Below are 21232 nucleotides of genomic sequence, written 5' to 3'. Positions count from 1 at the left end.
CTCTGTTTATCGCCGAATACTTACAAGTTCATCTTACTCTCCACTCAAAAAGAAAACGATTTCAAAATTCCGTGATTTCTTGCACTCTTCCGACTTTTTATCATTGTGAGCGCAAAAAAAAGAAGCTAAGCCTCGTTTAGAGAGGATGCTTCTCGTTTCGGTTTTTACAAATATCGTTATCGCTTATTGGATTTCCACTCATTTACTTCTCTTGTCACATCCTCCAGACCAATCTTATTCAGCTTGGTGATAAAGGCTTGAAAACCATCGATAGATTCTATTCCCATGATAACCTTAGTGTAATACTCCTCCACCAACTGATCCACCGTTAGAAGGCGGGTGTTCATGGCATCTGTTGATGCTCCGTAAAATTCATCGATCTTAAACAAATTTCGCTGCTTGTAATCGTTCATGACCGCGTAGGAGCCCGTGCTGCCAAATACCTTCTCATATTGGGCATTCGAATTTTCTCCTGCCTGGTACTTTAGAATATTATCGTAATAGCCTCTTTCTTCAGCATTCAAAATTGAACGATTACCTGTTTTGAAAGCCTCCATTATTTTTAAATGAGCTTGAAGATTTTTCTCTACTTTCCACACTTTTGCAACGGCATAATGATGCCCAGGAGCCGGAAATGGTCCAAGAAAATGATCAAATCTAGCTTGGCTTGTATCACCATAATTCAGCTCCGTCCAGAAATTGATCAATTTCATCAGTGCCTCCGGGTGCTCATATCCATTTCGCACCACATAATAGTTCTCTACATTGAGCTTAACCTGAGGATTAGCAGGCTGCTCATCCATTGAAACGATTGGATAAGCCCGCCAGTCGGAATCCGAATCCATATCTTTGGTCAACTGCATCGGATACATCCCATTCCACGTGGCGCCAAACATAACACCAACCTTCCCACTAGCCACAAGCTCGCCTGCTCTGCCTGTATCCTTTGCGGCAAAATCAGTCTCCATGAGTCCTTCTCTGAACAGCTTATTTAAAAAGGCAAGTGCCGGCTTCACTTCTGGCTGTACACTGCCATAAACAAGCTTCCCCGCTTTTCCTTGAATCCATATTTTCGGATACGAATCAAACGCATTAAATATTCCAATCGCTTCGGCCAAACCCATATTTAAAAAAGAGTTGCTGAGCGAAAGTCCCACCGTGTCTTGCTTGCCGTTGCCATCCGGGTCCTGCAGCGTAAAAGCACGAATAACGTCATAAAGCTCCGCTGTCGTGCTAGGGACTTGCAGCCCTAGCCGATCCAACCAATCCTTGCGAAGCCATAGGAAGGAAGCACCGTCAATGGCTGAGTTCAGCCCTGGAATAGCAATAAGCTTCCCATCAAAGGTTGCGGATTCCAAGCCCCGAAGATCATCTCCCTCAATAATCGATTTGGTTAGCGGCGATGCATATTGCTCGAATATATTCGTTAAATCTGTGTATAAGCTTGTTTTGGATAATGAAGACAGCTGTCCCTGATTAACCGCAATCACATCCGGGATTTTACCCGAAGCAATCGCAACGCTGACCTTTTGTTTGGCGGCTTCCGCACCTTTCGTATACCATGTCGCCTTCACATCAATACCTAGCTCATCCCGGTACGCTTGCTGCCAAACGCTGTTCTCCCACTTCGCTTCCGAAAAATCCGTCGCAATCACATCACTTATTGCGACGCCAGTCGTCAGAGTTATAAGCTGAGTAGCTTCATGATCAATCTCGCTTGCACCCTCACCATTTTCCACGGTTGCTTTGTTTCCACTGCACGCCGATAAACCAATTAACATGATTAGCAGCATGAGAGTCGCAAAGGCTCGAAATTTATTCACATAAGCCAATTCATTTCACCTTCCATTTGCGCAGTTTGCAGTCTTTTTTAGCCACTTGTCCGAAACTCCTGCGGCGTTTGACCCGTTTCTTTCTTGAAGAAGCGGCTGAAATAGCCCGCGGACGTAAAGCCCAGCGACTTGGCTATATCCTGTATTAGCAATTGCGGCTCGGAGAGCAGTTCTTTGGCTCTTTGAATTTTCAGAACCGCAATGTATTCACTAAGCGTTATGCCTTTGGCTTGTTTAAATAAACGCGATAAATAATCGGGATTTAAATACACTAGCTCCGCCAAGTGCGTCATCGAAAGATCACCATCCAAATGCATCTCAATGTACTTAAGAACCGTTCCCAGCACATCGCCCCGCAAGCGAGAGGATTGCGCATCATGATAGCTCTCAAAAACATTAATCATATGTTCAAGCAATATAATACCTTCTCTTCGTTCAGAAAATGCTGCGGGATGAAGCAGCTTTTCGATATGCGGCCCCGCAATCGGGTCGCGATCCAGACCATATTTGTTAGCCGCCGTCAAAAAACGCAGCGCAACTGCATAATACATCTCTATATATCGGATATCATCGATGGCAGGCGAGCTCGAATAAGAGCCCAGCTCTATTACGATCGCCTGTACTTCCTCGCGCTTACCCGTTTCTAAATAGAGGTCTAGCGCATTTGCTTTTTTGTGAAAAACCTCGATGAAGCCTCGTACTTCCGCATCATTCGATTGGGCGTCAAACGGCAGATTCTTATCCGTAACAATAATCTGTTTCTCCTCGTAATACTGGGAGAGCAGCGCTTTCAGCCTAGTAAATTGCCTCGGCACCCCTTCCCAATCAACTTCCTTGTTCGTATATGCAAAAGAAAAAGTGCGTCCAGTCGATTTTTCAACGGTTTGTTGAACGGTTTCCAGCGAGCCTTGCAAAAAAGTCATCAATCTCTCCGAAGAAGGGAGCGCATGATCTTGGGCTTGCAAAAACACGACATAATATTCCCGATTATAAACCACATCCATCATATTTAAGTAAGGAGATAAATAGCGGACACAGACCGAGTGAAGCGCGGTTAACATCAGCTCTTTCTCAGAGAGCCGTAAGGCACTAGATGCCAAATCCAGCCTCGCAGCTAACATAACGAGGGGCTTGTTCGCGATTAGCCTGATTCCGAGCATATCCATCGTTTGTTGGGACAGCTCCTCTAAAGGCTGAAGTCCATCAAGGACGTCAGAAAGCATCATGGTGCGATGATGAACGGCCTGTTGACGCTGCGTTTCCCGCGCCTGCTTAAGCAAGGTTTCAACTGCCATACGCTTATCCAGCTCCGTCACCGCAAGGCGAACAGCCTCAACGATCGCTTCGTCTCCCTCAGATTTCAAAATATAATTTTGGGCTCCATTGTTTATCGCGTGGTGCACATAGTCAAATTCGTCAAAGCCCGTCAAGAAAATCAGCTTGCATTCCGGCCAGCTTTGCTTTACTCGATCCCCCAGCTCCAAACCTGTCATTTTAGGCATTTTGATGTCCGACATTAATATATCGATTCTATTCTGTGACATTACGTCCAATGCCTCATTGGCACTGGAGGCCTTATAAAGCTCAAGCTGATGCCCCTCAAACTCCAAAAACAATTCATATAAGCCATCGAGCAGCAGCTTTTCATCATCTACGATCAGCATCCGGTACATGCACCATCTCTCCGTCCCATTCAATGATCATTTTAACCTTTAAACCGCCAAGCTCGCTTCTTTCTACCTGTAGGCCGCTTTCGGGTCCGTAACTGTATTTCAATCTTCTATGCACATTTAAGGTTCCTGTGACTTCCGCAACTTCGTGTTTCTCTGACAATAATGCCTGCAGCTTCACCAGCCCTTCCTCACTTGCTTCCCCATTGTCTTCCACCACAATAATTGCTTTACCCTTCTCTTCAGCAAAAGAGACACGCAGCAGCCCGCCCTCTGTCACATTTTCAAGCCCATGTACAAATGCATTTTCAACAAGCGGCTGGATGATAAGGCGTGGTACGGATATTGGCTTTAGCTTTTCTGGAATATCCCCAAAATCAATGGTCACCCTATCCGAGAAACGTGTTAACTGTAGCATGACGTAATTTCGAGCATGTGCTGCTTCATTCTCTAAAGGTACCGTATCCCTTGTATTGCGTGTAATGAACTGAAAATATTTGGCGAGCTGATTGGTAAACTGCACCGCTTCATCCTCTTTTTGCATCTTGATCAATCGAATAATACTGAACAGGCAATTATACAGAAAATGAGGATTGATTTGCGATTGCAGCTGCTTCAGCTCCGCATTTTGCCGATGGATTTGCTGGTTGTATACCTCATCAATCGAAATTTGGAGATTAACAAGCATCTCATTAAAACGTTCATATAAAAAACCAAACTCATCATCCTTGTGATGTCTAATATTCAGATCCAGATTCCCTTCCTCTACCCGTTTGAATGCGCGCACAATTTTAACTAAAGGTTTGTTTATTGCACGGTTAATATACAATAGATATAAACCTACCATAATAATCGTGGCAGCAAAGAACAGCCAAAACCATTGAATATACGGAATGACAGATCGAAACATGGTGGGCTTGTACAGAAAATGATCCAAATAAATACCGCTTTCAGGTTCAACTGAGCGCATATAAATATAATCTACAGCCTTCTCAGTGAAAGAAGCCTCCGTTAATTCCTCCGTAGCTTTGTTCGATGTGTAGCTTTGTTCCATTAATGGAGACAGCTCCGTTTTTTTGACAGCTATGATCTTGTCTGAGCTGCTGCTTAGACCCAGCACCATTGCACCTGTAAACTCACGTTCTACTGCAGCCTTAAGGCTTCGCTTCAGCTCGGTAGCTCGCAATTCGATTTCGACAACCAGTTCCGGTGTCCCGCTGAATGAGCTATCAAGCGGAAAGGCAACCATAAGCAGCTTGTTTTTGTAGGAGATCACATTATAAGGATTTTCCAGCTTCTCTGCCGGAACCGCGTTTTCTTTGAGTTCGCCATATCCGTCAACCGCCGATATTTCCACATGGATTGGTGACAAATACAGCCGTACATCAAAGATCAAGTCGCTGCTATTTCGAATCGAGACAAGCTTCGCGCGAAGAAAATTAATCAATTCAATTTTTCGATACGATTCCAAAATATCATAAGCATTAACGAGTTGAACCAAATACGTGTCGTTCATCATGTCGTACTGAAGGGAATTAAAACGCTTGAAAGTACTGTTCAATTCCCTAATGTAATTCTCGGACTGCGTTTCTGCCGAATTTACGATATCCTGTCTAAGCATGCCCGTTGCCCAGCTGTACAAGATGCCTGCCAAAATATAAATCGGAATCGTCGCTATAATAAAGGCAATGATTAAGCGCTTAAAAATGGAAAATTGCCATTGTCGATGCGATGGTCTCATAACGAGCCCCCCTTGCGCTTATTTTAATTTTTGATTATAACTTATTCCTAGACAAGGAAACAATGATAAAGTTCCGACTTCAGTATCATAATTCCGACTTCGTGTAAACTGCAGAAAATTTGGGGATTATTCCTCCGTGATCGTCAAACAACCAGCACCTTGTCTTTAAGGTACTGGTTGTTTAACTCTTACGTTTGGACTATGAGTTTAGGAATGTAAGATACCTTTATGCGCAACCTTAACTCATTTCCCAATATCCCATAAAAATCAGGCCATTTATAGCTATCCCCTTGAATCTTTATTTGCATGATCATTATAATATTACAGCTACAATTAATCGAGTAGGAGGGGGCGGCTATCCTCCGACCTCTCACACCATAGTACTTACCGTTCGGCATACGGTGGTTCATGTCCATATTCCGCAGTTGTTTGTATCTATCCGATAAGCTTCTCAGACCAAGAGATGACCAGTATTGGTTATTTAGTGATCGGTGAAGAATCGGGCTATTTGCAATAGGCCAGTATTTCTTCCTCGAGAATCCTTAGGTGTCCAACTTGCTATCGTATCTATCAACTTTACCAAAGAGCTTCATTCATCCAAAGGATCTTGTCCACCCCCTCATTTAGCTCTATATCGAATTCGAACTTCCGGTAGAAATGCTCTTGTTCGCTCGATGTGATCCCAATCCCCCTGCTATCATGGTTGTGATACATGGGACTTGCTGTTGATCAAAGAGTTTCATGATCGCTGTCATTAAGATTGAGCCGCATCCGCAGTTAACTCGTTCCCCTGTAATTTTGATGTACGAAGTTTGATAAATATGAATGAACTGGCTTCCACCCTTCATTTCAGCGATGTGCCATCTACCTTCGTAATTAATGTCGAACTTGCGCTTTAACGGTATTAGTTTATGATCAGAAATGAGATCTTCAGCTCCGAATACGTTCATGAACAAGCTGCTACATATTGTAATACAAAAGACTAAATTTAGAAATAAACCCCATAAGCGAGTGTATTGGAATGTCCTAATATAGATGCGACCACTTGGATTTGACCGGTTTCAGCAGCTAATTGCTTTGCATACGTGTGACGAAGTTGATGAACGGTAAATTTTATGCTTGTCAATTCAGCTAATTTTTCAATTATGTGCTGAATCGTCAGGGGAGCTAGAAGTGGGCCATTGAACTATTCAGAAATCACCATCTCGCTATTTTTCGGATTGCTTCACTAATAAACGATTTCGCTCCGTCATTTTCAAGCGCCAATAAGAGTGCCTCGTCAGCTTAATTACAGTGTGACTAACCACATTTCATAAACTACTGCCTTGCCCAATACCATGATCCTTTTCCAGCTCGGCCACCATCTATTTGAAATCAACTAAAAACAAGCAACAGCTCCTTATCATCATTCGATAGGAGCTGTTGCTTGTTTCTAACGTTGTAAAATATAATTTATGGAGCTTTTCCCTCTACGACTCTCCAGCCTCATTTTTCAACCATTCCCTGCACAGCAATGTCCACGTTCCGACACTTGCATCGTTCTCGGCTAATCCCATACCGTGCGGACCACACTCGAACATATGCAGTTCACACGGAACATGATGCCTATTTAATGCTTATGCGAAGAGAAGGCTGTTCTCCACCGAAACGGCCTCATCGTCTGCCGGATGCCACAGAAAAACAGGTGGTGTATCCGCCGTTACTTGCAGCTCAGTGGATAAGTCACGACTTTGCTCCTCAGAAGAAAATTCCCCAAGCAAATTGACCATGGAATGATGATGGCGGAACTCACCAAAACTGATAACGGGATAACATAAGATTAGCAAGTCAGGACGACTGCTTTCCCTCTCAATCGGATCAAGGTGTCCCGTTTGTCCTCTATCGTAATGTGTTCCTACTGTAGAGACAAGATGGCCGCCTGCCGAAAATCCAAGCATACCTACACATTTTGCATCGATATTCCATATCTCCGCATGATTACGCACACAACGAATGGCACGTTGAGCGTCAAGCATTGGAACAGGATGCTTATAGGGCGCGAACCGATACTTCAGCACTAAAGCAGAAATGCCTAGACTGTTTAACCATCGAGCAATTGGCTCGCCTTCATGATCTGCGAGCATGCCATAGGCACCACCCGGGCATACAATGACAGCTGCTGCAGGAACATCACTATACACTAAATAAGGAGTTAATGTTGGATCTCCCTGCGGTTCTTCGCTAATCAGATGCGGTGCACCTTTTGGCCAAATTACAATCGGAGTTGTCAATGTATCCCCTCCAAGCTGTTATGGTTATGCTTTAGCAGCTAGATTAAATAATTGATCGAATCATATGGGCTGATGGAGCCTTTGAATCCACAATAGATCCCGTTTCTTCTCCGGCAGCTTGGGGCACATTCAACAAAACGATGGGAATTAGACCCTTCGTAGGCCGTCCAGCCGATGTGATCTCGACGATCAGATCATATCGCGGCTCCTTTAATGCATGAGGCGTCAACTCGAAGAAAAGCTCATTATAGCCAATATTACAATGATACTGCTCCAGCGGTACGCTAATATTCGGTCCTGGAGACACGGTCCAACCCTCCGGCAAATGCCATTTGACGTTTAACCACTGCTGTATAAACAGCTGGTTGTCCAAGACAAGGCGGAACCGTTTCGGCCGAGCCTCCGATACAAAGGGTTCATTCTGATAATCCAAATAGACCGAAAAGATTTGAAAGTCGTAGTGGACCATAAATGGGCTTTGCTTGAACAAATCGGAGGTTTCACGATAAACCCAGCAGTTTACTCTTTTCGGATGATTATATAAATCCTTATCCTCTTTAGTCTCGATCGTATATCCGCGTTCCGCATTTACATAGTCACAATACTCGCTTCCAAGAAAAATCGGTGTTAGCTTTAAGATTCGATCCGTAAGTTCCGTCACCGTCTTCGGGATCTTTAATCCTTGATCTCCCAGATTGATGCATAAGGTTTTGATCTCGTCCCCAATAGGTTCCAGCCATTCCGACGGCACACGCTCAGGCTCGCCAATAATCCCCATAATGGCGCCAAGTGTTGCCGCTGTACAATCGGTATCTTCACCGCAATTGTTCGCGATACAAATGCTTTTGCCAAAGTCGCCTTCTCCGTAAAGCCAGCCGATGATTGTAATTCCAACGTTGCTTGGCGCATCCCAGCCCATATCCCCAACAGGAACTTCATCCGTCAACAGTTCCGGAGTCATCCCGATAATGCCGAAGCTGCCAGGAAGTTCTGTCAGCACACGAATTCGAGCTTCCTGCCAGCTCATACCCGAGCGATAACATTCTATAACTGTCCGAACCGCTTTTGCAGATCCGCAATCATCTGGAAGGTATGATAATCCGATGTCGATTAATTTATACGTATCGCTCTCTACGAATGCGGCACTTTGAATGGCTGCGAAGAATACTTCCGCATAGACACCCTCGTGACTGTGATCAACAACCGCATCCTCAAAAGCATATTTCACAGCGATATCCGGATGCCCGGGTGCGAGACATGCCCATATCTCCGAGCGAATAAACGCCCCATTGCTGTCACGGAATTTATTGTTTACATAACCGGATAACGGCGGCACGATCCCCATCCGCATATTGTTTTTTCCTGCACCGTATTCCGCCCAGTTAGGAACGATGTAAGACAGCCAATATTCGCCCAATATGCGTGAATTAATCATTTTCCCATGTTTCTCTGCTGCATTTAACCACACCAATTGCAAATCTAAATCATCGTTAGGAAGAACTCCTTGCGTCAGATCATGGGTGTAATAAGTGACATCCAGCACCCCGCGTTTGCATTCAAAAGGCGCTCCAAGTGTACCCCCGACGTTTTTCCCGATCCAACATCCGCGCACTTTGTTCTTATACTGGTCTAATGAAATTTTCATCGTTGCACCTCTTATTCATATAGTGGTTACATTAATGAGTTTATCAACGAAACAGTACGAGAAACATCGACATTGTTAAGGTTTAAACATAAATAATGTTAAAAAAAACCGTTCCAATTCATCGATTCTATCGGTTCATATTCGTATGTTCACAGTGTTGTCAGAGGTACCATAATCTCCTATAATTAATTGATCATATTGAATAGGTATGGGAGGGATTTCATGTCTTTTTTTACGATGTCGAGGCTCGCGAGCCTTGATGTGAGATGGGCTGGCATACAACAGGGCAATGATAACCTCTATATGATGGAGCATTCCAATCCTTTTTTTGAACTGATGGTCGTTGCCGAAGGTCCCATTTACCTGCAAGTGGAATCCGAGCAGCTCGAGCTGAACTCTGGAGACATCTTCATTTTAAAACCGTGGGAGCGGCATTACAGCTGGAAAAAAACGAACCCCAAAGCGAATTTCTTCTGGGTTCAATTTTCCTGCACGCCTTCTCTGAAGGAAGTCCGTGACTTGGCAGCTGGCATCGATTATTCGCTGCTCGAGCACCAAGATTTACGTACCTTTGAATATGAGCATGTCGATGAATTAATCCTTCCGCGGCATTTTCAATTCCCTCGTCCCTACGAGCTTCTTTCCCAATTCGAAAAGCTGCTGGAGACCTTCTCTAAGCCAGAAGTATATTTTCGTTTCCGCTCCACGCTGCAATTTGCGCAAATTTTGGAATCCATTGCTTTATCCATTTTAGTCGAATCCAAAAATCAGCGTTACATCCCCGAATCCTTTGTCATTTATCGGAAATTGGTTCGTCTATTAGATGAAGCATACACTTACAACCTGTCAAAAGAAGAAATAGAATGCAGCATGGATCGCACCTATGAATATTTGTGTCAAATCTTTAAGAAATATTCAGGTACAAACATCATCAAATATACGAACATGCTCAAAATTCAGAAAGCCAAATTTTTATTAAAAAGTACAAATCGATCGGTACAAGAAATCTCTCAAGATGTCGGTATCTCGGACACCTTTTATTTCAGTAAACTATTTAAACAATATGAGAAAATCAGCCCTACCGCTTTCCGTGAACGCATGCATCCTTCCTGATCGCAAACACAAAAAAACCTGCCCATAACAGGCAGGTCAGCAGCTTATTTTCCGTTTTTTTGATGGGATGCTATTTAAATTTTATATCCGAATACTTTCCCTTAAATTCGATAAACTGTTTCATGTTAGTAGTAGACAATAACGTATTGTTTATTTTAAAACGGTTAAATACGATCCCGCTCACATTATGGCTGTCGTCAACACCGCTAATCAGAGATTTTCGCGGAAGCTTGCCGCGGTACAAAATGTTGTTAAAGGAGACGTTGCTCACTGAACCAGGCGTAATTCCAGCAGCCATCTCATCTGTCTTAATTTGAAAAAGCATAGAGTCCCCCGGAGCTTCGAACTCATCGATATGAATATTTTTAAAGGCAATATTGCTTATCTTGTTCCCTCCAGTTGCCCAAATTTGAATCGCACCATTATATTTATTCAGATCCCATACGCCTCGCTGATTTAAGATATAAATATTCTCAAAGTTAACCTTATCGATCGTCGCATTAGGCGTATCGCCAAGCCCAAGCAATATCGGACGGGCATTGTCTGCCCAGAAGATCGAATCCTTCACCGTAATATTTGAACTCTCACCATAATGATAAATGACAAAATTGTCGTCCGTCGTTCTTATGAATACGCCTGAAACCAATGCATTTTTGCTGCCTGAGAGGTGAATGCCATCAGCATTAACCATCGAACCGAAAAAGTTTATGTTTTTGATCGACGTTTGATCCGTAAAGTTCATAACGACTGACCACATCGGATAATCGATCAGTGTAATGCCTTCTACCTTTGAATTAATGCTTCTCGTAATCCATATCGCCCCGCTCCGGCCCTCGGCGTAATTTCTAGGTCGCAGAAGATCGCCGCCGTACATGATACCTCGTCCCTTAATCGTAATATTGCTCAGATCATCAGCAGAAATTGACCCTTTGACAAGCGAGCCTGGTGCCAAATAAACAGTCGTATCGCTTTGACTGATATAAAACGCTTCACCTGCATGCCAATTGCCATAACCGGTAGACGACATATAATGAGTAAAATCATTCCCGTCAGTCATATTGGAGTAACCAGGGAAAGCCCCTTTTACAGCTTTACCCTTTGCAATATTTGTCGTGTCATCTCCATTTTTATAAAGCTTGAATTCGCTTGCCAATGATGTCATTACATAATGACTTGATCCAGTATTACCTAGAAGGACAAGCTTTACATATCTGGCGTTCACGCTGCTCAATAAATCGGTGACTGTTCCTTCCTTATTATTCTCATACCCATCGTATATTTGTACATACGGGTCGTCGACTTTCTCCTTGGCCTCAATCACAAATCGTTGGGGCCCTTTTGCAAACCACTGGGAGTCGGTTAACTGCTGCACCAAATCAAATTTTTCCAGTTGAACCGTTTCCTCGAGATCAAGCTCAACCCACATCCCTTTGGGCAGCTCGTGCTCGCCCGGCTTAAAATAATACGTATCTTTTCCCGTTGGCAAATAAAGCGGTATCGGGTCGCCAGGATTTATAACATAAACGTTTGCGGCATTCTGTGAAGGTGCATCGTTCTCAGGCATGTTTGAAAGGATATGCAAATTGCCCTCACTCCAGCTGCCATTCACCATAATGGTGGGCTTTAATGGAGCTTTGCTATTTTGCGTGAGCGAAAAGGTTAATGTTCTCCCTTCTGTTTTTTTAGCATGAACTTCATAAGCCGAAGGGCGTATTTCATAACTTTTGATTTTTTCCTTGTTATACGTTACCTTAAACTCTGCTGTACCTGAAAAGTCTACGTTAACCATGGCTGCATCCGTTGGCACATCTTGCTCCTTCTGCTCGCCGTTTTTTACGTTATAAACATAAAGCTCTTTCCACGTTTTCTGGCCGCTCTCTCTTATCCAAACCGAAAAACTATTATTTTTTTGCTGCCAAGCAGGCGTTTCCCAAGTAACGATTTTTGAAGTGCTCTGCTTATTTTCCTGATTCACAGCATGCGCCTCCCCAACATTTAAAAAAGTTGCTATCAAAAAGAGCACAAGCAACAGCTTCATCTTCATCACAAACCATTCCCCCCGTTATGAAGTCATGATAATTCTTAAATCTAACCTTTCACGCTGCCAAGTACGATGCCTTTCATGAAATACTTTTGCAAAAAAGGATAGAGAACAAGCACAGGCAGTGCTGCAAGAAAAATTTGCGAGGCTTTGGTCGTACGGTCTGATACCTCAGCAAGTGCCTTCATATCTTCCGCTGTCAGGTTTCCACCTGCGGTAAATAACTCCGTGCTTACAACAAGTGTCTGCAAATACGTCTGCAACGGATAATTCGTAGGAGAGTTCATATAGATCAGTCCATCAAACCAGGCATTCCACTGGCCTACGCATGTAAACAACAAAATTGTCGCCAGTGCAGGAATCGAGATGGGAACCATCATTTTCCAGAGCAGCTGCCACTGTGTACATCCATCAACAAGTGCAGCTTCCTGAATTTCTTTTGGTGTACCGCGAAAGAAATTGAGCAGCAGCACGATGTTGAACACCGCCACAGCGCCTGGAAGGACAAGTGCCCAGATCGTATCAAGCATATGGTAATTTCGAATGACCATGTAGGTTGGGATTAATCCCCCGCTAAACAAAATGGTTACAAAGAAGAACCAAACATAGAAGGTTCGCATCGGAAAGTCCGTCCGTTCCTTCGACAACGGATACGCGGAAATAACAACCACCAATAAACTGATAATCGTACCGAGAACAACCCGCACAATCGAAACAAAAAGCGACTGTAAAAATTCCGGTTTGGACAGTGCGTACTTGTAGGAGCTCAGCGTAAAATCAACTGGCCACAGCTTGACCGCCCCAGCCGTCGCCGCCGAGCTTGAGCTAAACGACAGAGCTAATATATTAATGAGAGGAAGCAAACAGACAACAGCTAACGTAATAAGGAAAACATTATTGCAGATAAGAAAAACTTTCCGTCCCAGTGAATCATTGATGTCCATAACGGTCTCTCCTTTCCTTAAAAAATACGGTAACCAGCTATACGATAAGCCAGCCAGTACGATGCTCCTACAAAAATCAAAGAGACCACCGATTTGAACAAGCCGACGGCTGTTGCAACCGCATATTGAGCATCGATAAGACCTAGTCGATATACAAAAGTGTCCAGAATATCTCCCGTACGATAAACAAGCGGGTTATACAAATTGAATACTTGGTCGAAGCCAGCATTCAGCACGCCCCCAAGCCCGAGTGTCGCGAGCAGCACGATGATGGGAAGCATGCCTGGCAATGTCACATGAATCGTTTGTTTCCATCTGCCTGCCCCATCCATAATGGCGGCTTCGTATAATGTAGGATTGATGCTTGTAAGCGCAGCGAGATAAACAATCGTGCCAAACCCAAATTCCTTCCATACATCCGTGACAACGAGCACATAAGGAAACAGCTTATCATTGCCAAGAAAAAATAGCGGTTCCATTCCAAACCAGCTAATCACTTCATTCAGTAGTCCCTGTGATGGTGAGAGAATATCGATCAGAATGCCGCCAAGAATGACCCACGATAGGAAATGCGGCAAATAAATAAGAGTCTGCACCGATCTCTTGATCGATGATTTCCGCACTTCATTAAGCAGCAATGCCGTCACAATAGGGGCAATTTGACCGAAGATGATTTTCAGAAAAGCAATAAAAATGGTGTTCCATAATACTTGGCCAATCCCAGGCATTTGGAGCATAAACTCGAAATTGTTCCAACCCACCCATTTGGAATCGAAGAAGCCTTTAGCAGGAATGAAATTCTGGAAGGCAATGACGATTCCTGCCATAGGGATATAATGAAACATGATTAACAATAGAATTCCGGGCACCAGCATAAGATGCAGAGGTAAATGCTTCTTCCAAGATCGTCTTCTTTTGACGGTCGCCGCTTGCAACATGATCATTCCTTTCTAAGCTGATAGAGTAAGAAAGGAAGCAAGCAATACGAGCCTGCTCCCTCTCCCTTCTCAGGTTATTGTTTAGCCTTATACCATTCGTTTACTTCAGCCGTAATTGCATCTCCGCCAAATTTCTTCCAATCCGCTACAAACTTATCGAACTCGTTTACATTCGATTGCCCCATAATAATTTTCGTGAACACTTCCAGCTTCATCTTATCCAGCGTGCTTTTCTTGGCTGTCATCGTCGGCGTGCTCGGTCCCGAATATTCATCGACCAGGTACTTGTTTTCCTTCACATAGTCGCTGACTACATTCATACCGCCACCAGGTCCAGCCCATTTGTAGGATGACCAGGCTTGCCCTTCCTCGTTGCTGTCTTTAAATTTGCCCGACAACCACAGCTGGTAGAGGTCATAATGATGTTTTACATCCGCAATCGGATTATCTACATACTTCCCTGCATCTTCCGATGCCTGAACACCCCGATGAATATTAATGAGCTCCAATGGATCACTAATAATGACTGCTGCAAAAGCTGATACATTAATTTCTTTGTTTTCTCCGCCGTACCAATAGGCATCTAGACGACCTTCTGGACCATACTGCTTCTCTACCGCAAAATTAAGCAGCTTCACGAGCGCTTCCGGATGCTCGAACCCTTTGCGAACGACATAATAATTCCCAACCGGAATGCCGCCTGAGGTACTTGCTGGCTGGTCGTCAAAGGAAATGAGCGGATACGGCTTCCAATCCGACTTTTCCTTCTTATAATGATCCGTCAAAGGCCACCACACGGCACCCTCGCCTGAGTAGAACATGCCCGTTTTGTTACCGGCAATTAATTCGTATGCTTTAGCCTGATCCTTGACCGCAAACTCTGGATCAATCAGACCTTCTTTGAACAGATCCTGCAGCTTCTGCAGCGCCGGCTTGAGTCCTGGTTGTATATCTCCGTAGACGAGCTGTCCAGAATCATCTTTGACCCATCGGCCTGGATAGGCATGGAAGCTCTCGAAGAAGCCCATTAAGGAGTTCAAATCCTTATGGATTCCACCCAGCCCTATCGTGTCCTTCTGGTTGTTGCCATCAGGATCTTGACTCGCAAACGCCTCGGTGATGCGATATACGTCCTCCATCGATTTGGGCTCAGGCAAATTAAGCTTCTTCAGCCAATCTTGTCTAATCCATAACATCTGCGCACCGGTACCTGTGAAGGTAACACCAGGCAGCGCAAGCAATTTGCCTTCGAAGGTGGAGGCCTTCATTCCGTTGCCTCCATCATTACTAATGACTTGCTTCGTTTTCTCCGAAGCGTATTTCTCAAATACTTCCGTCATGTCCTCGACCATATCGGCATCGACAAGGCGCTTCAGCTCATTAGCTGACACCGTCAAAATATCAGGGATATCGCCAGATGCAATGGTCACATTCATTTTTTGCTGCCACTGTGTCTGTGGAACGCTCCACTTATTGATTAGCTTAATACCCAGCTCCTCTTCATAAGAGCGATACCAAATATTGTTGTCTATGCTGTCGCCCTTCTCGAACTTGATCGACGGCGGCAGCGATCTTACGGTTGTCACCTCAATTGCAGGCTCATATTTGCCCAGCGGAACACCATCGGCTGGTTTGTCTGTCGAATTCGCTGCGCCCTTGCTGTCGCCTGTGTTTGCAGTGTTTTCTAGCTTACCCTTGTTTCCACTCGCTCCATTATTCGTAGTGCTGCATGCTGATGTTAAGAGAAGCATGACTGCTGTAGCGAGAATTAAATATCGCTTTAAGCTTTTGTGTTGCATGTTCAATCCCCCTTTTGTTGTAAACGCTATCACTTGCATGAATAAAGTATAAGCCCGCTACATCGACTTACGTAACAGGCCATTTCTTTACTTCTGCTTATCTATTTTTTACCTATGTGCAAAAATTTGCCGAGCAAGCCCAGCCATCATCGTACTTCCAGCGAACGGTAATCCTGTGGGGTATAACCACTTGCTTTCTTGAAGAATCGTGTAAAATGGGGCGGTGAAATAAAGCCAAGCGCGGCACTTATTTCATGAATTTTCAAATCTGGTTGAAGCAGCATCCGCATCGCTTCTTTCAGCTTAGCCTCATGGATATAAGTGAGCACGTTTGTACCCGTTACCTTTTTGAATGCTCTGGATAAATAAGACGGATTCCATTGTACAATCTCAGATAAACGTACCAAAGAGAGATCCTCTCCTAGGTGATCGTGAATATAGCTCTTCACAAGATCAATGGTCCGGTCGCGGCGTTCAGCCTGGTCCTGCTGCTGCATCTCAAAAATCGTCATGGCAAGTCGATAATAATAATCCATATAGGATGCCAGATTCACTTGATCAGCTGCCGGCTGCATTAAAACCGACAAATCAATGCGTACCGATAGACGCTCCTGCAAATTAAATCGATGAATATGGCGCAGGAAAACAAGCGATAGCGCAGAGTAAACCGATTCCATTCGCATGGGCTCAGCTTTGAAGCGATCCCAGGCGGAATCGAATGCTTCGGTTTGGCCGTTTGCTAAATATTCGCCAAACAAATCCGTTTTGCGCAGCATCTTTGCAAGGTAAAGCTCGGACTCGCCGAATTCAACTTGAACAACACCATTTCGATCACCGGATTGACGGTGATACTCATGCTCCAACATCGCCCATCGGTCGGCAATGTCATCCCACTCGCAAGGAGACCTGTCCAGCAGAAAAAATAATGAAATATGGAAAGAGAGCTGAAAGGCAGCCTCTGCATTCTCCGCATATTCCCGAACCGCTAGTCGAGTGTCGCTCCACAAAGCAGATTGTTCAATCGGTTCGCTTAGATGACTGGATGCCGGTTGGATGAACCATGCCATTGTTTCCTTGTCCACAAATATATACTTCATATGCAAGTGGGAATAACCATACTGCTCCTCGATTACCTTCATCCCTGCATGCAGCTGCGCTTTTCCAGCGTGCCGTGATCCAGAATCCAATCCGATCAGTTTAGCCATCATAAGGAGAACTGGATTCTTCGGATCGAGCGGAATACCCAGCTCCTCGAACTGATTGCACCTGCTGCGCCTATCAAATGATTCATCATAGAGCAGTTCGCTTAACAGCTCGTTTTGAAGCAGCGGCAGCGTTTGCTCCATCTGCTGTATCGCTTTGCCCATAAGGCCTTCAATCTGCTGTTCTCCGGCGATATCCTCTGCCAGCTTGCCAATCGTATCCAAAATTTTCTCATGGCCTTCCGTCTTAAGAAGATAGCTGGTATTGTCATAATGGATAGCCTCGTATACATAATCGAATTCGCTATGCCCGGTCAAAAAAACAACTTTGCATCTAGGCCATAACCTGCGAATATGCTTGTGAAGCTCCAGACCGCTTAGAACAGGCATTCGAATATCGGTCATAACGATGTCAAACCTTCCCCTCCTTAACCATTCGAGAGCGCTCTTTCCAGAATAAGCCTTATACAATTCGAACTCGATCGGAAAACGTTCCTGAAGAAACGTATAGAGGCCGTCCGCAATATCGGGCTCGTCATCAACAATTAACAATCTAAGCATACGCCTTGTCCTCCTTCCATATGGTCAAACGAACTTCCAATCCTCCAAGGCGGCTGCGCTCTACAACGATTCCGCCTCGCTCCCCGTATTTCATCCGCAACCTTCGGTGTATGTTTAGAAGGCCAGTCGTTTCAATCGTACTTTCATCCGTTCTCAGCAGCTTCTCTAGCGTCTCCAACCGTTCCTGATCCAATAATAGGCCATTGTCTTCCACACGAATCAACAAACAATCCTCTGCTTCTTCGAAAGTGATAGACAGAAGTCCGCCTTCCTCTATATGATCAAATACATGCTCGAAAGCGTTTTCGATTAAGGGCTGAAGAATAAGGCGCGGTACCTTAACCTCAAGGTAAGCGGTTGGAACTTCGCCGCACTTGGCTTTCATCCGCAGACGAAAGCGCCTGCCCTGAATTTCAGCATAAATTGTGGCATGCTTGGCCTCCTCGAAAAGCGGTACTTCATCTGAGGAATTGCGGGTAATATACTGTAAATAGCTGCCCATCTGTGACGCAAACTGCTTGGCACTGTCATGATCTTCTACCGCAATCATGTTATACAGCGTGAAATAGCTGTTATATAGAAAATGCGGGTTAATTTGTGATTGTAGATGCTTCAGCTCAGCCCGTTGAACTAATATTTTGTGCGTATATACTTGTTCAATCAAATCCCGCATATAACGGGACATTTTATTAAAGCCCTGGAGCAGATATCCGAACTCGCTGCGGCTGTTCTCGGTAATCGTTACGTCCAATTCGCCCTTCTCCATTTTCCTAAATGCGCGCAGAAGAGCCAGCAGCGGCCGATGGATCATGCGGTACAAGGAAAGACACAAAACCATAATAAAGAAGAGGAATACGGCAATTAACACCCAGAACAGCTGCTGGTAACGATGTAAATTATTGAACAAATGTTTCTCAGGGACAAAATGAATGAGCGAGAACCCAAGAAGCTCAGAGAACCGAGAGGATACGAGCACTCTATCATCTCCCTCACCGACACTCCTAATATTCTCATATTCATTCGGTGCACCCGATTTATATTGATCGATGTACTGATTCAAATAGGGATTCTCATAATGATGAGTGCGAATAATAAAATCGCCATTCGGATCGCTTAGAACGGAGCCGCTATTCTCGCTGCTCTCTAAAGAGGAAAGTGATTTGCTTAGCTCATTCGGCGAGAGCTCCACAATAATGGAATACATCGCATTTTCCGCTTCGTACAAACCACGCACCTCGTGAACAAGTACAATATACGGAATATGATTGAGGAAATAGATCGCTTTTCCCGGACTCTTTCTAGCCAGCTCACTAGTAGCATTAAATTGTTCATGCATCATCACGCCCGTTCCCTGCATAGCGGATATCGTACGGTTAAGGGAAGGAATATGTACGGACACATCCGATATATAGACACTGCTGTTTTTTAGTGCAAACAGCCTGTCCTGTACCATTAATATGGCTTGGCTTTTGTCATATTGATTCATGTAGTCTGGAATAACCGCCAGCTTGTTCAGCGATTCGTCGTTAATTAATTCAAACTGCAGCAGTTGAATCCGTTCGACTTCCTTCTCCATCGCACGCATATTCGCATCAACCCTCGACTCCATCGAGTTGGATATTTCCCTTCGCAGCAGCTCCCTGCCTCCAGAATAAAAGTTGTTCCCGATCAAGATAATCGGTATCAGCAACAAAGCCAGCAATAACGCGAAGCGAAACAACAGTGAGCTCTTTATTCTGCTAAACCCTGTACGGATAAGTACCGCCTCCATTTTTGCTAAGATTGCCATGAAGCAGCAGCTTAGACTCGTTTTTTTTGTTTACACTTGCAAATGATGCGGCTTCACCGTATACACTTTTTCATTATTTAGAAGATTGGGCTCAAAAGCAATACAAACACTAGTTTAATGTTAAGCGATTTCATGTGCTTTCAACATTGACGTTTTTAACATTTGGACAGAAAAAAGACTAGATAAATCAATAGCTTGATTCATCTAGTCTTCGACTCCATTACTTCGGTATCTTATACTATAGGTATACATAAAATAGAAAGAGGTGAACGATTTGGAAACAATTTGTAGCAATAGGTGATAGCTTTACGGAAGGTATTGGTAATGAAGTGGAGGAGAGCCCATTAAAGAGCTGGGTCCATCACTTCGCCGAACTGCATGAGCCCGCATTAAAATACACCAATTTGGCTAAACATGGATTGATAACCAAAGAAATTCGCTTAAAGCAGCTAGAAGAGGCTCTAGCACTAGAGCCTGACTTAGTCAGCCTAATCGCAGGCGCAAATGATATTTTAAAAGGACGCTGGAACTTCAATGAGTATAAGTCGAAAATGGCGCTCATGATAGATGCGTTAAGCAAGTCAGGCGTTGCTGTTATAATCGGAAATCTTCCCGACTTTACAGCTAGATTGCCTTTTCCTGATGAAAAAAAAAGTAATAAAAGAACAGCTGTTACAAGCAAATGAAATCGTTCGTTCACTTAGCGGCGAGTACAAATTAATGCCTATCGATTTCTGGAATCATCCAATCGCTGAAGACAATACCTTTTGGTCTTATCATCATTTCGTATTATTCTTTGTAACACTCCTCCATGAAGCCTCCGGACCGGCCCCTCCTCCACATGCTTACGGAGTAAACGTTTTGATTCAAGAGACAAACGTATTATGACGGAACTAATTATTGAAAAAATCATTCCATACAAAACTAAAGAAATTCATTTTAGATGGGGAGAAATACAAGAAATTTAAAATATAAAATCAAGCTACGAAAAAAATCAAGGAATATCACCAAAAAAACCACCCAAAGGGTGGCCCGTACTCATGATGAGCACTATAGGATTTGAATAGGAGTGGAGAGTCCTGTCCTGAACCTGTAGGTTTTACCCTTAAAAGAATTATCGATTAATCTCTCATAATATTCGAGACGATTTTAGGATCAAATATGAAGATGAAGGAAGAATCCTTATAAAGTAAGAGATTGATGACTAGTCTAAATGCGGTTTATGTATTAGCTTTTTCATTGATAATTTTTCAAGTTTAGTTGCTAAATCATTAAATCTTACCAACTCGAATTCCCGATTATTTTTATGCTCCTCTTACTTGTCTGTATTTTTTGGCCATATTGACACAATTCATAGATATCTGTATCCTTCCAACCTGAGCTATAATAAATCATAGTCGAATACGTCGGTACTTTAATTCCGGTTTCCAATTGATGTTTGCCCATTACAAATCGTGAATCAAACAATAATTTTATTCCTTTATCGAAAGTAATAGATATTGGTATTTTTTGACAAATTACTATTTCTTACAATTGAGAAACTTGAGTTGACGTAATCATATCAATTGACGCCGCATATAATTTATTTAAATTCCCTCCATTCCTATTGAAGGACTAGTTTTTTTAATATAGTTGGGTCTTCTCCTAAGTAACAGATAACGAACGATGTACTTACTGGAGAAAATGG

13 protein-coding genes and 1 pseudogene are annotated in these 21232 nt (G+C 43.7%); 2 read left to right on the top strand and 12 right to left on the bottom strand.

Annotated features, from left to right (window positions below; all coding sequences use genetic code 11):
• Positions 1-176 precede the first annotated feature (176 nt).
• The 6 genes from FJQ58_RS05750 to FJQ58_RS05725 all read right to left on the bottom strand — a co-directional run bounded on the left by FJQ58_RS05750 (position 177) and on the right by FJQ58_RS05725 (position 9158).
• Positions 177-1823, bottom strand: coding sequence for an extracellular solute-binding protein (locus tag FJQ58_RS05750; protein ID WP_238403835.1), 1647 nt, complete (start codon positions 1821-1823; stop codon positions 177-179).
• Positions 1824-1870: 47 nt separating this feature from the next.
• Positions 1871-3505, bottom strand: a complete 1635-nt coding sequence (locus tag FJQ58_RS05745; protein WP_139991473.1) for a response regulator — start codon at positions 3503-3505, stop codon at positions 1871-1873.
• Positions 3480-5243: a sensor histidine kinase gene (locus tag FJQ58_RS05740; protein WP_139991472.1), complete on the bottom strand. Its 1764-nt coding sequence runs from the start codon at positions 5241-5243 to the stop codon at positions 3480-3482. The genes FJQ58_RS05745 and FJQ58_RS05740 overlap by 26 nt, the downstream gene beginning before the upstream one ends.
• 988 nt (positions 5244-6231) lie before the next feature.
• Entirely contained in the window at positions 6232-6390 is a 159-nt protein-coding gene (locus FJQ58_RS33400; RefSeq protein ID WP_420799817.1) for a site-specific integrase, read from the bottom strand.
• A 469-nt stretch (positions 6391-6859) separates the two neighbouring features.
• The gene (locus FJQ58_RS05730; RefSeq protein ID WP_338016125.1) at positions 6860-7513 is read right to left on the bottom strand and encodes an alpha/beta hydrolase; all 654 of its coding nucleotides are present in this window, start codon (positions 7511-7513) and stop codon (positions 6860-6862) included.
• Positions 7514-7556: 43 nt separating this feature from the next.
• Positions 7557-9158 (bottom strand): ADP-ribosylglycohydrolase family protein, encoded by a 1602-nt coding sequence (locus FJQ58_RS05725; protein WP_139991471.1) that lies wholly within the window; start codon positions 9156-9158, stop codon positions 7557-7559.
• A gap of 222 nt (positions 9159-9380) precedes the next feature.
• Here FJQ58_RS05725 and FJQ58_RS05720 point away from each other — a divergent pair, with 222 nt between their 5' ends.
• Entirely contained in the window at positions 9381-10271 is an 891-nt protein-coding gene (locus tag FJQ58_RS05720) for an AraC family transcriptional regulator (RefSeq protein ID WP_139991470.1), read from the top strand.
• Between the two features lie 70 nt (positions 10272-10341).
• Here FJQ58_RS05720 and FJQ58_RS05715 read toward each other — a convergent pair whose 3' ends face one another.
• From FJQ58_RS05715 to FJQ58_RS05690, 6 genes are all read right to left on the bottom strand, one after another.
• On the bottom strand, positions 10342-12246 hold the full coding sequence (locus FJQ58_RS05715; RefSeq protein WP_162341333.1) for a glycosyl hydrolase family 28 protein: 1905 nt from the start codon (positions 12244-12246) through the stop codon (positions 10342-10344).
• A 113-nt stretch (positions 12247-12359) separates the two neighbouring features.
• Positions 12360-13256, bottom strand: a complete 897-nt coding sequence (locus tag FJQ58_RS05710) for a carbohydrate ABC transporter permease (RefSeq protein WP_139991468.1) — start codon at positions 13254-13256, stop codon at positions 12360-12362.
• Positions 13257-13273: 17 nt separating this feature from the next.
• Complete coding sequence (locus FJQ58_RS05705) at positions 13274-14194, bottom strand: ABC transporter permease (RefSeq protein WP_139991467.1); 921 nt, start codon at positions 14192-14194, stop codon at positions 13274-13276.
• A 74-nt stretch (positions 14195-14268) separates the two neighbouring features.
• The gene (locus FJQ58_RS05700; protein ID WP_162341331.1) at positions 14269-15993 is read right to left on the bottom strand and encodes an extracellular solute-binding protein; all 1725 of its coding nucleotides are present in this window, start codon (positions 15991-15993) and stop codon (positions 14269-14271) included.
• Positions 15994-16139: 146 nt separating this feature from the next.
• Entirely contained in the window at positions 16140-17756 is a 1617-nt protein-coding gene (locus tag FJQ58_RS05695; RefSeq protein WP_139991465.1) for a response regulator transcription factor, read from the bottom strand.
• Entirely contained in the window at positions 17749-19545 is a 1797-nt protein-coding gene (locus FJQ58_RS05690; protein ID WP_139991464.1) for a sensor histidine kinase, read from the bottom strand. The genes FJQ58_RS05695 and FJQ58_RS05690 overlap by 8 nt, the downstream gene beginning before the upstream one ends.
• A gap of 272 nt (positions 19546-19817) precedes the next feature.
• Between FJQ58_RS05690 and FJQ58_RS05685 the strand changes: the two are divergent.
• Positions 19818-20319, top strand: a pseudogene (locus tag FJQ58_RS05685) (SGNH/GDSL hydrolase family protein); the annotation flags it as partial.
• Between the last annotated feature and the right edge of the window lie 913 nt (positions 20320-21232).

It is taken from the genome of Paenibacillus paridis (assembly GCF_006345825.1).
GTDB classification, from domain to species: domain Bacteria; phylum Bacillota; class Bacilli; order Paenibacillales; family Paenibacillaceae; genus Pristimantibacillus; species Pristimantibacillus paridis.
This window is presented reverse-complemented; position numbering and strand designations above follow the sequence as displayed.

Bases quoted from the DNA above. Each gene is read 5' to 3' on its own strand.
- FJQ58_RS05700 (WP_162341331.1), bottom strand. From the start codon at position 15,993: ATGCAACACAAAAGCTTAAAGCGATATTTAATTCTCGCTACAGCAGTC.
- FJQ58_RS05745 (WP_139991473.1), bottom strand. From the start codon at position 3,505: ATGTACCGGATGCTGATCGTAGATGATGAAAAGCTGCTGCTCGATGGC.
- FJQ58_RS05720 (WP_139991470.1), top strand. From the start codon at position 9,381: ATGTCTTTTTTTACGATGTCGAGGCTCGCGAGCCTTGATGTGAGATGG.
- FJQ58_RS05725 (WP_139991471.1), bottom strand. From the start codon at position 9,158: ATGAAAATTTCATTAGACCAGTATAAGAACAAAGTGCGCGGATGTTGG.
- FJQ58_RS05740 (WP_139991472.1), bottom strand. From the start codon at position 5,243: ATGAGACCATCGCATCGACAATGGCAATTTTCCATTTTTAAGCGCTTA.
- FJQ58_RS05695 (WP_139991465.1), bottom strand. From the start codon at position 17,756: ATGCTTAGATTGTTAATTGTTGATGACGAGCCCGATATTGCGGACGGC.
- FJQ58_RS05705 (WP_139991467.1), bottom strand. From the start codon at position 14,194: ATGTTGCAAGCGGCGACCGTCAAAAGAAGACGATCTTGGAAGAAGCAT.
- FJQ58_RS05710 (WP_139991468.1), bottom strand. From the start codon at position 13,256: ATGGACATCAATGATTCACTGGGACGGAAAGTTTTTCTTATCTGCAAT.
- FJQ58_RS05690 (WP_139991464.1), bottom strand. From the start codon at position 19,545: ATGGCAATCTTAGCAAAAATGGAGGCGGTACTTATCCGTACAGGGTTT.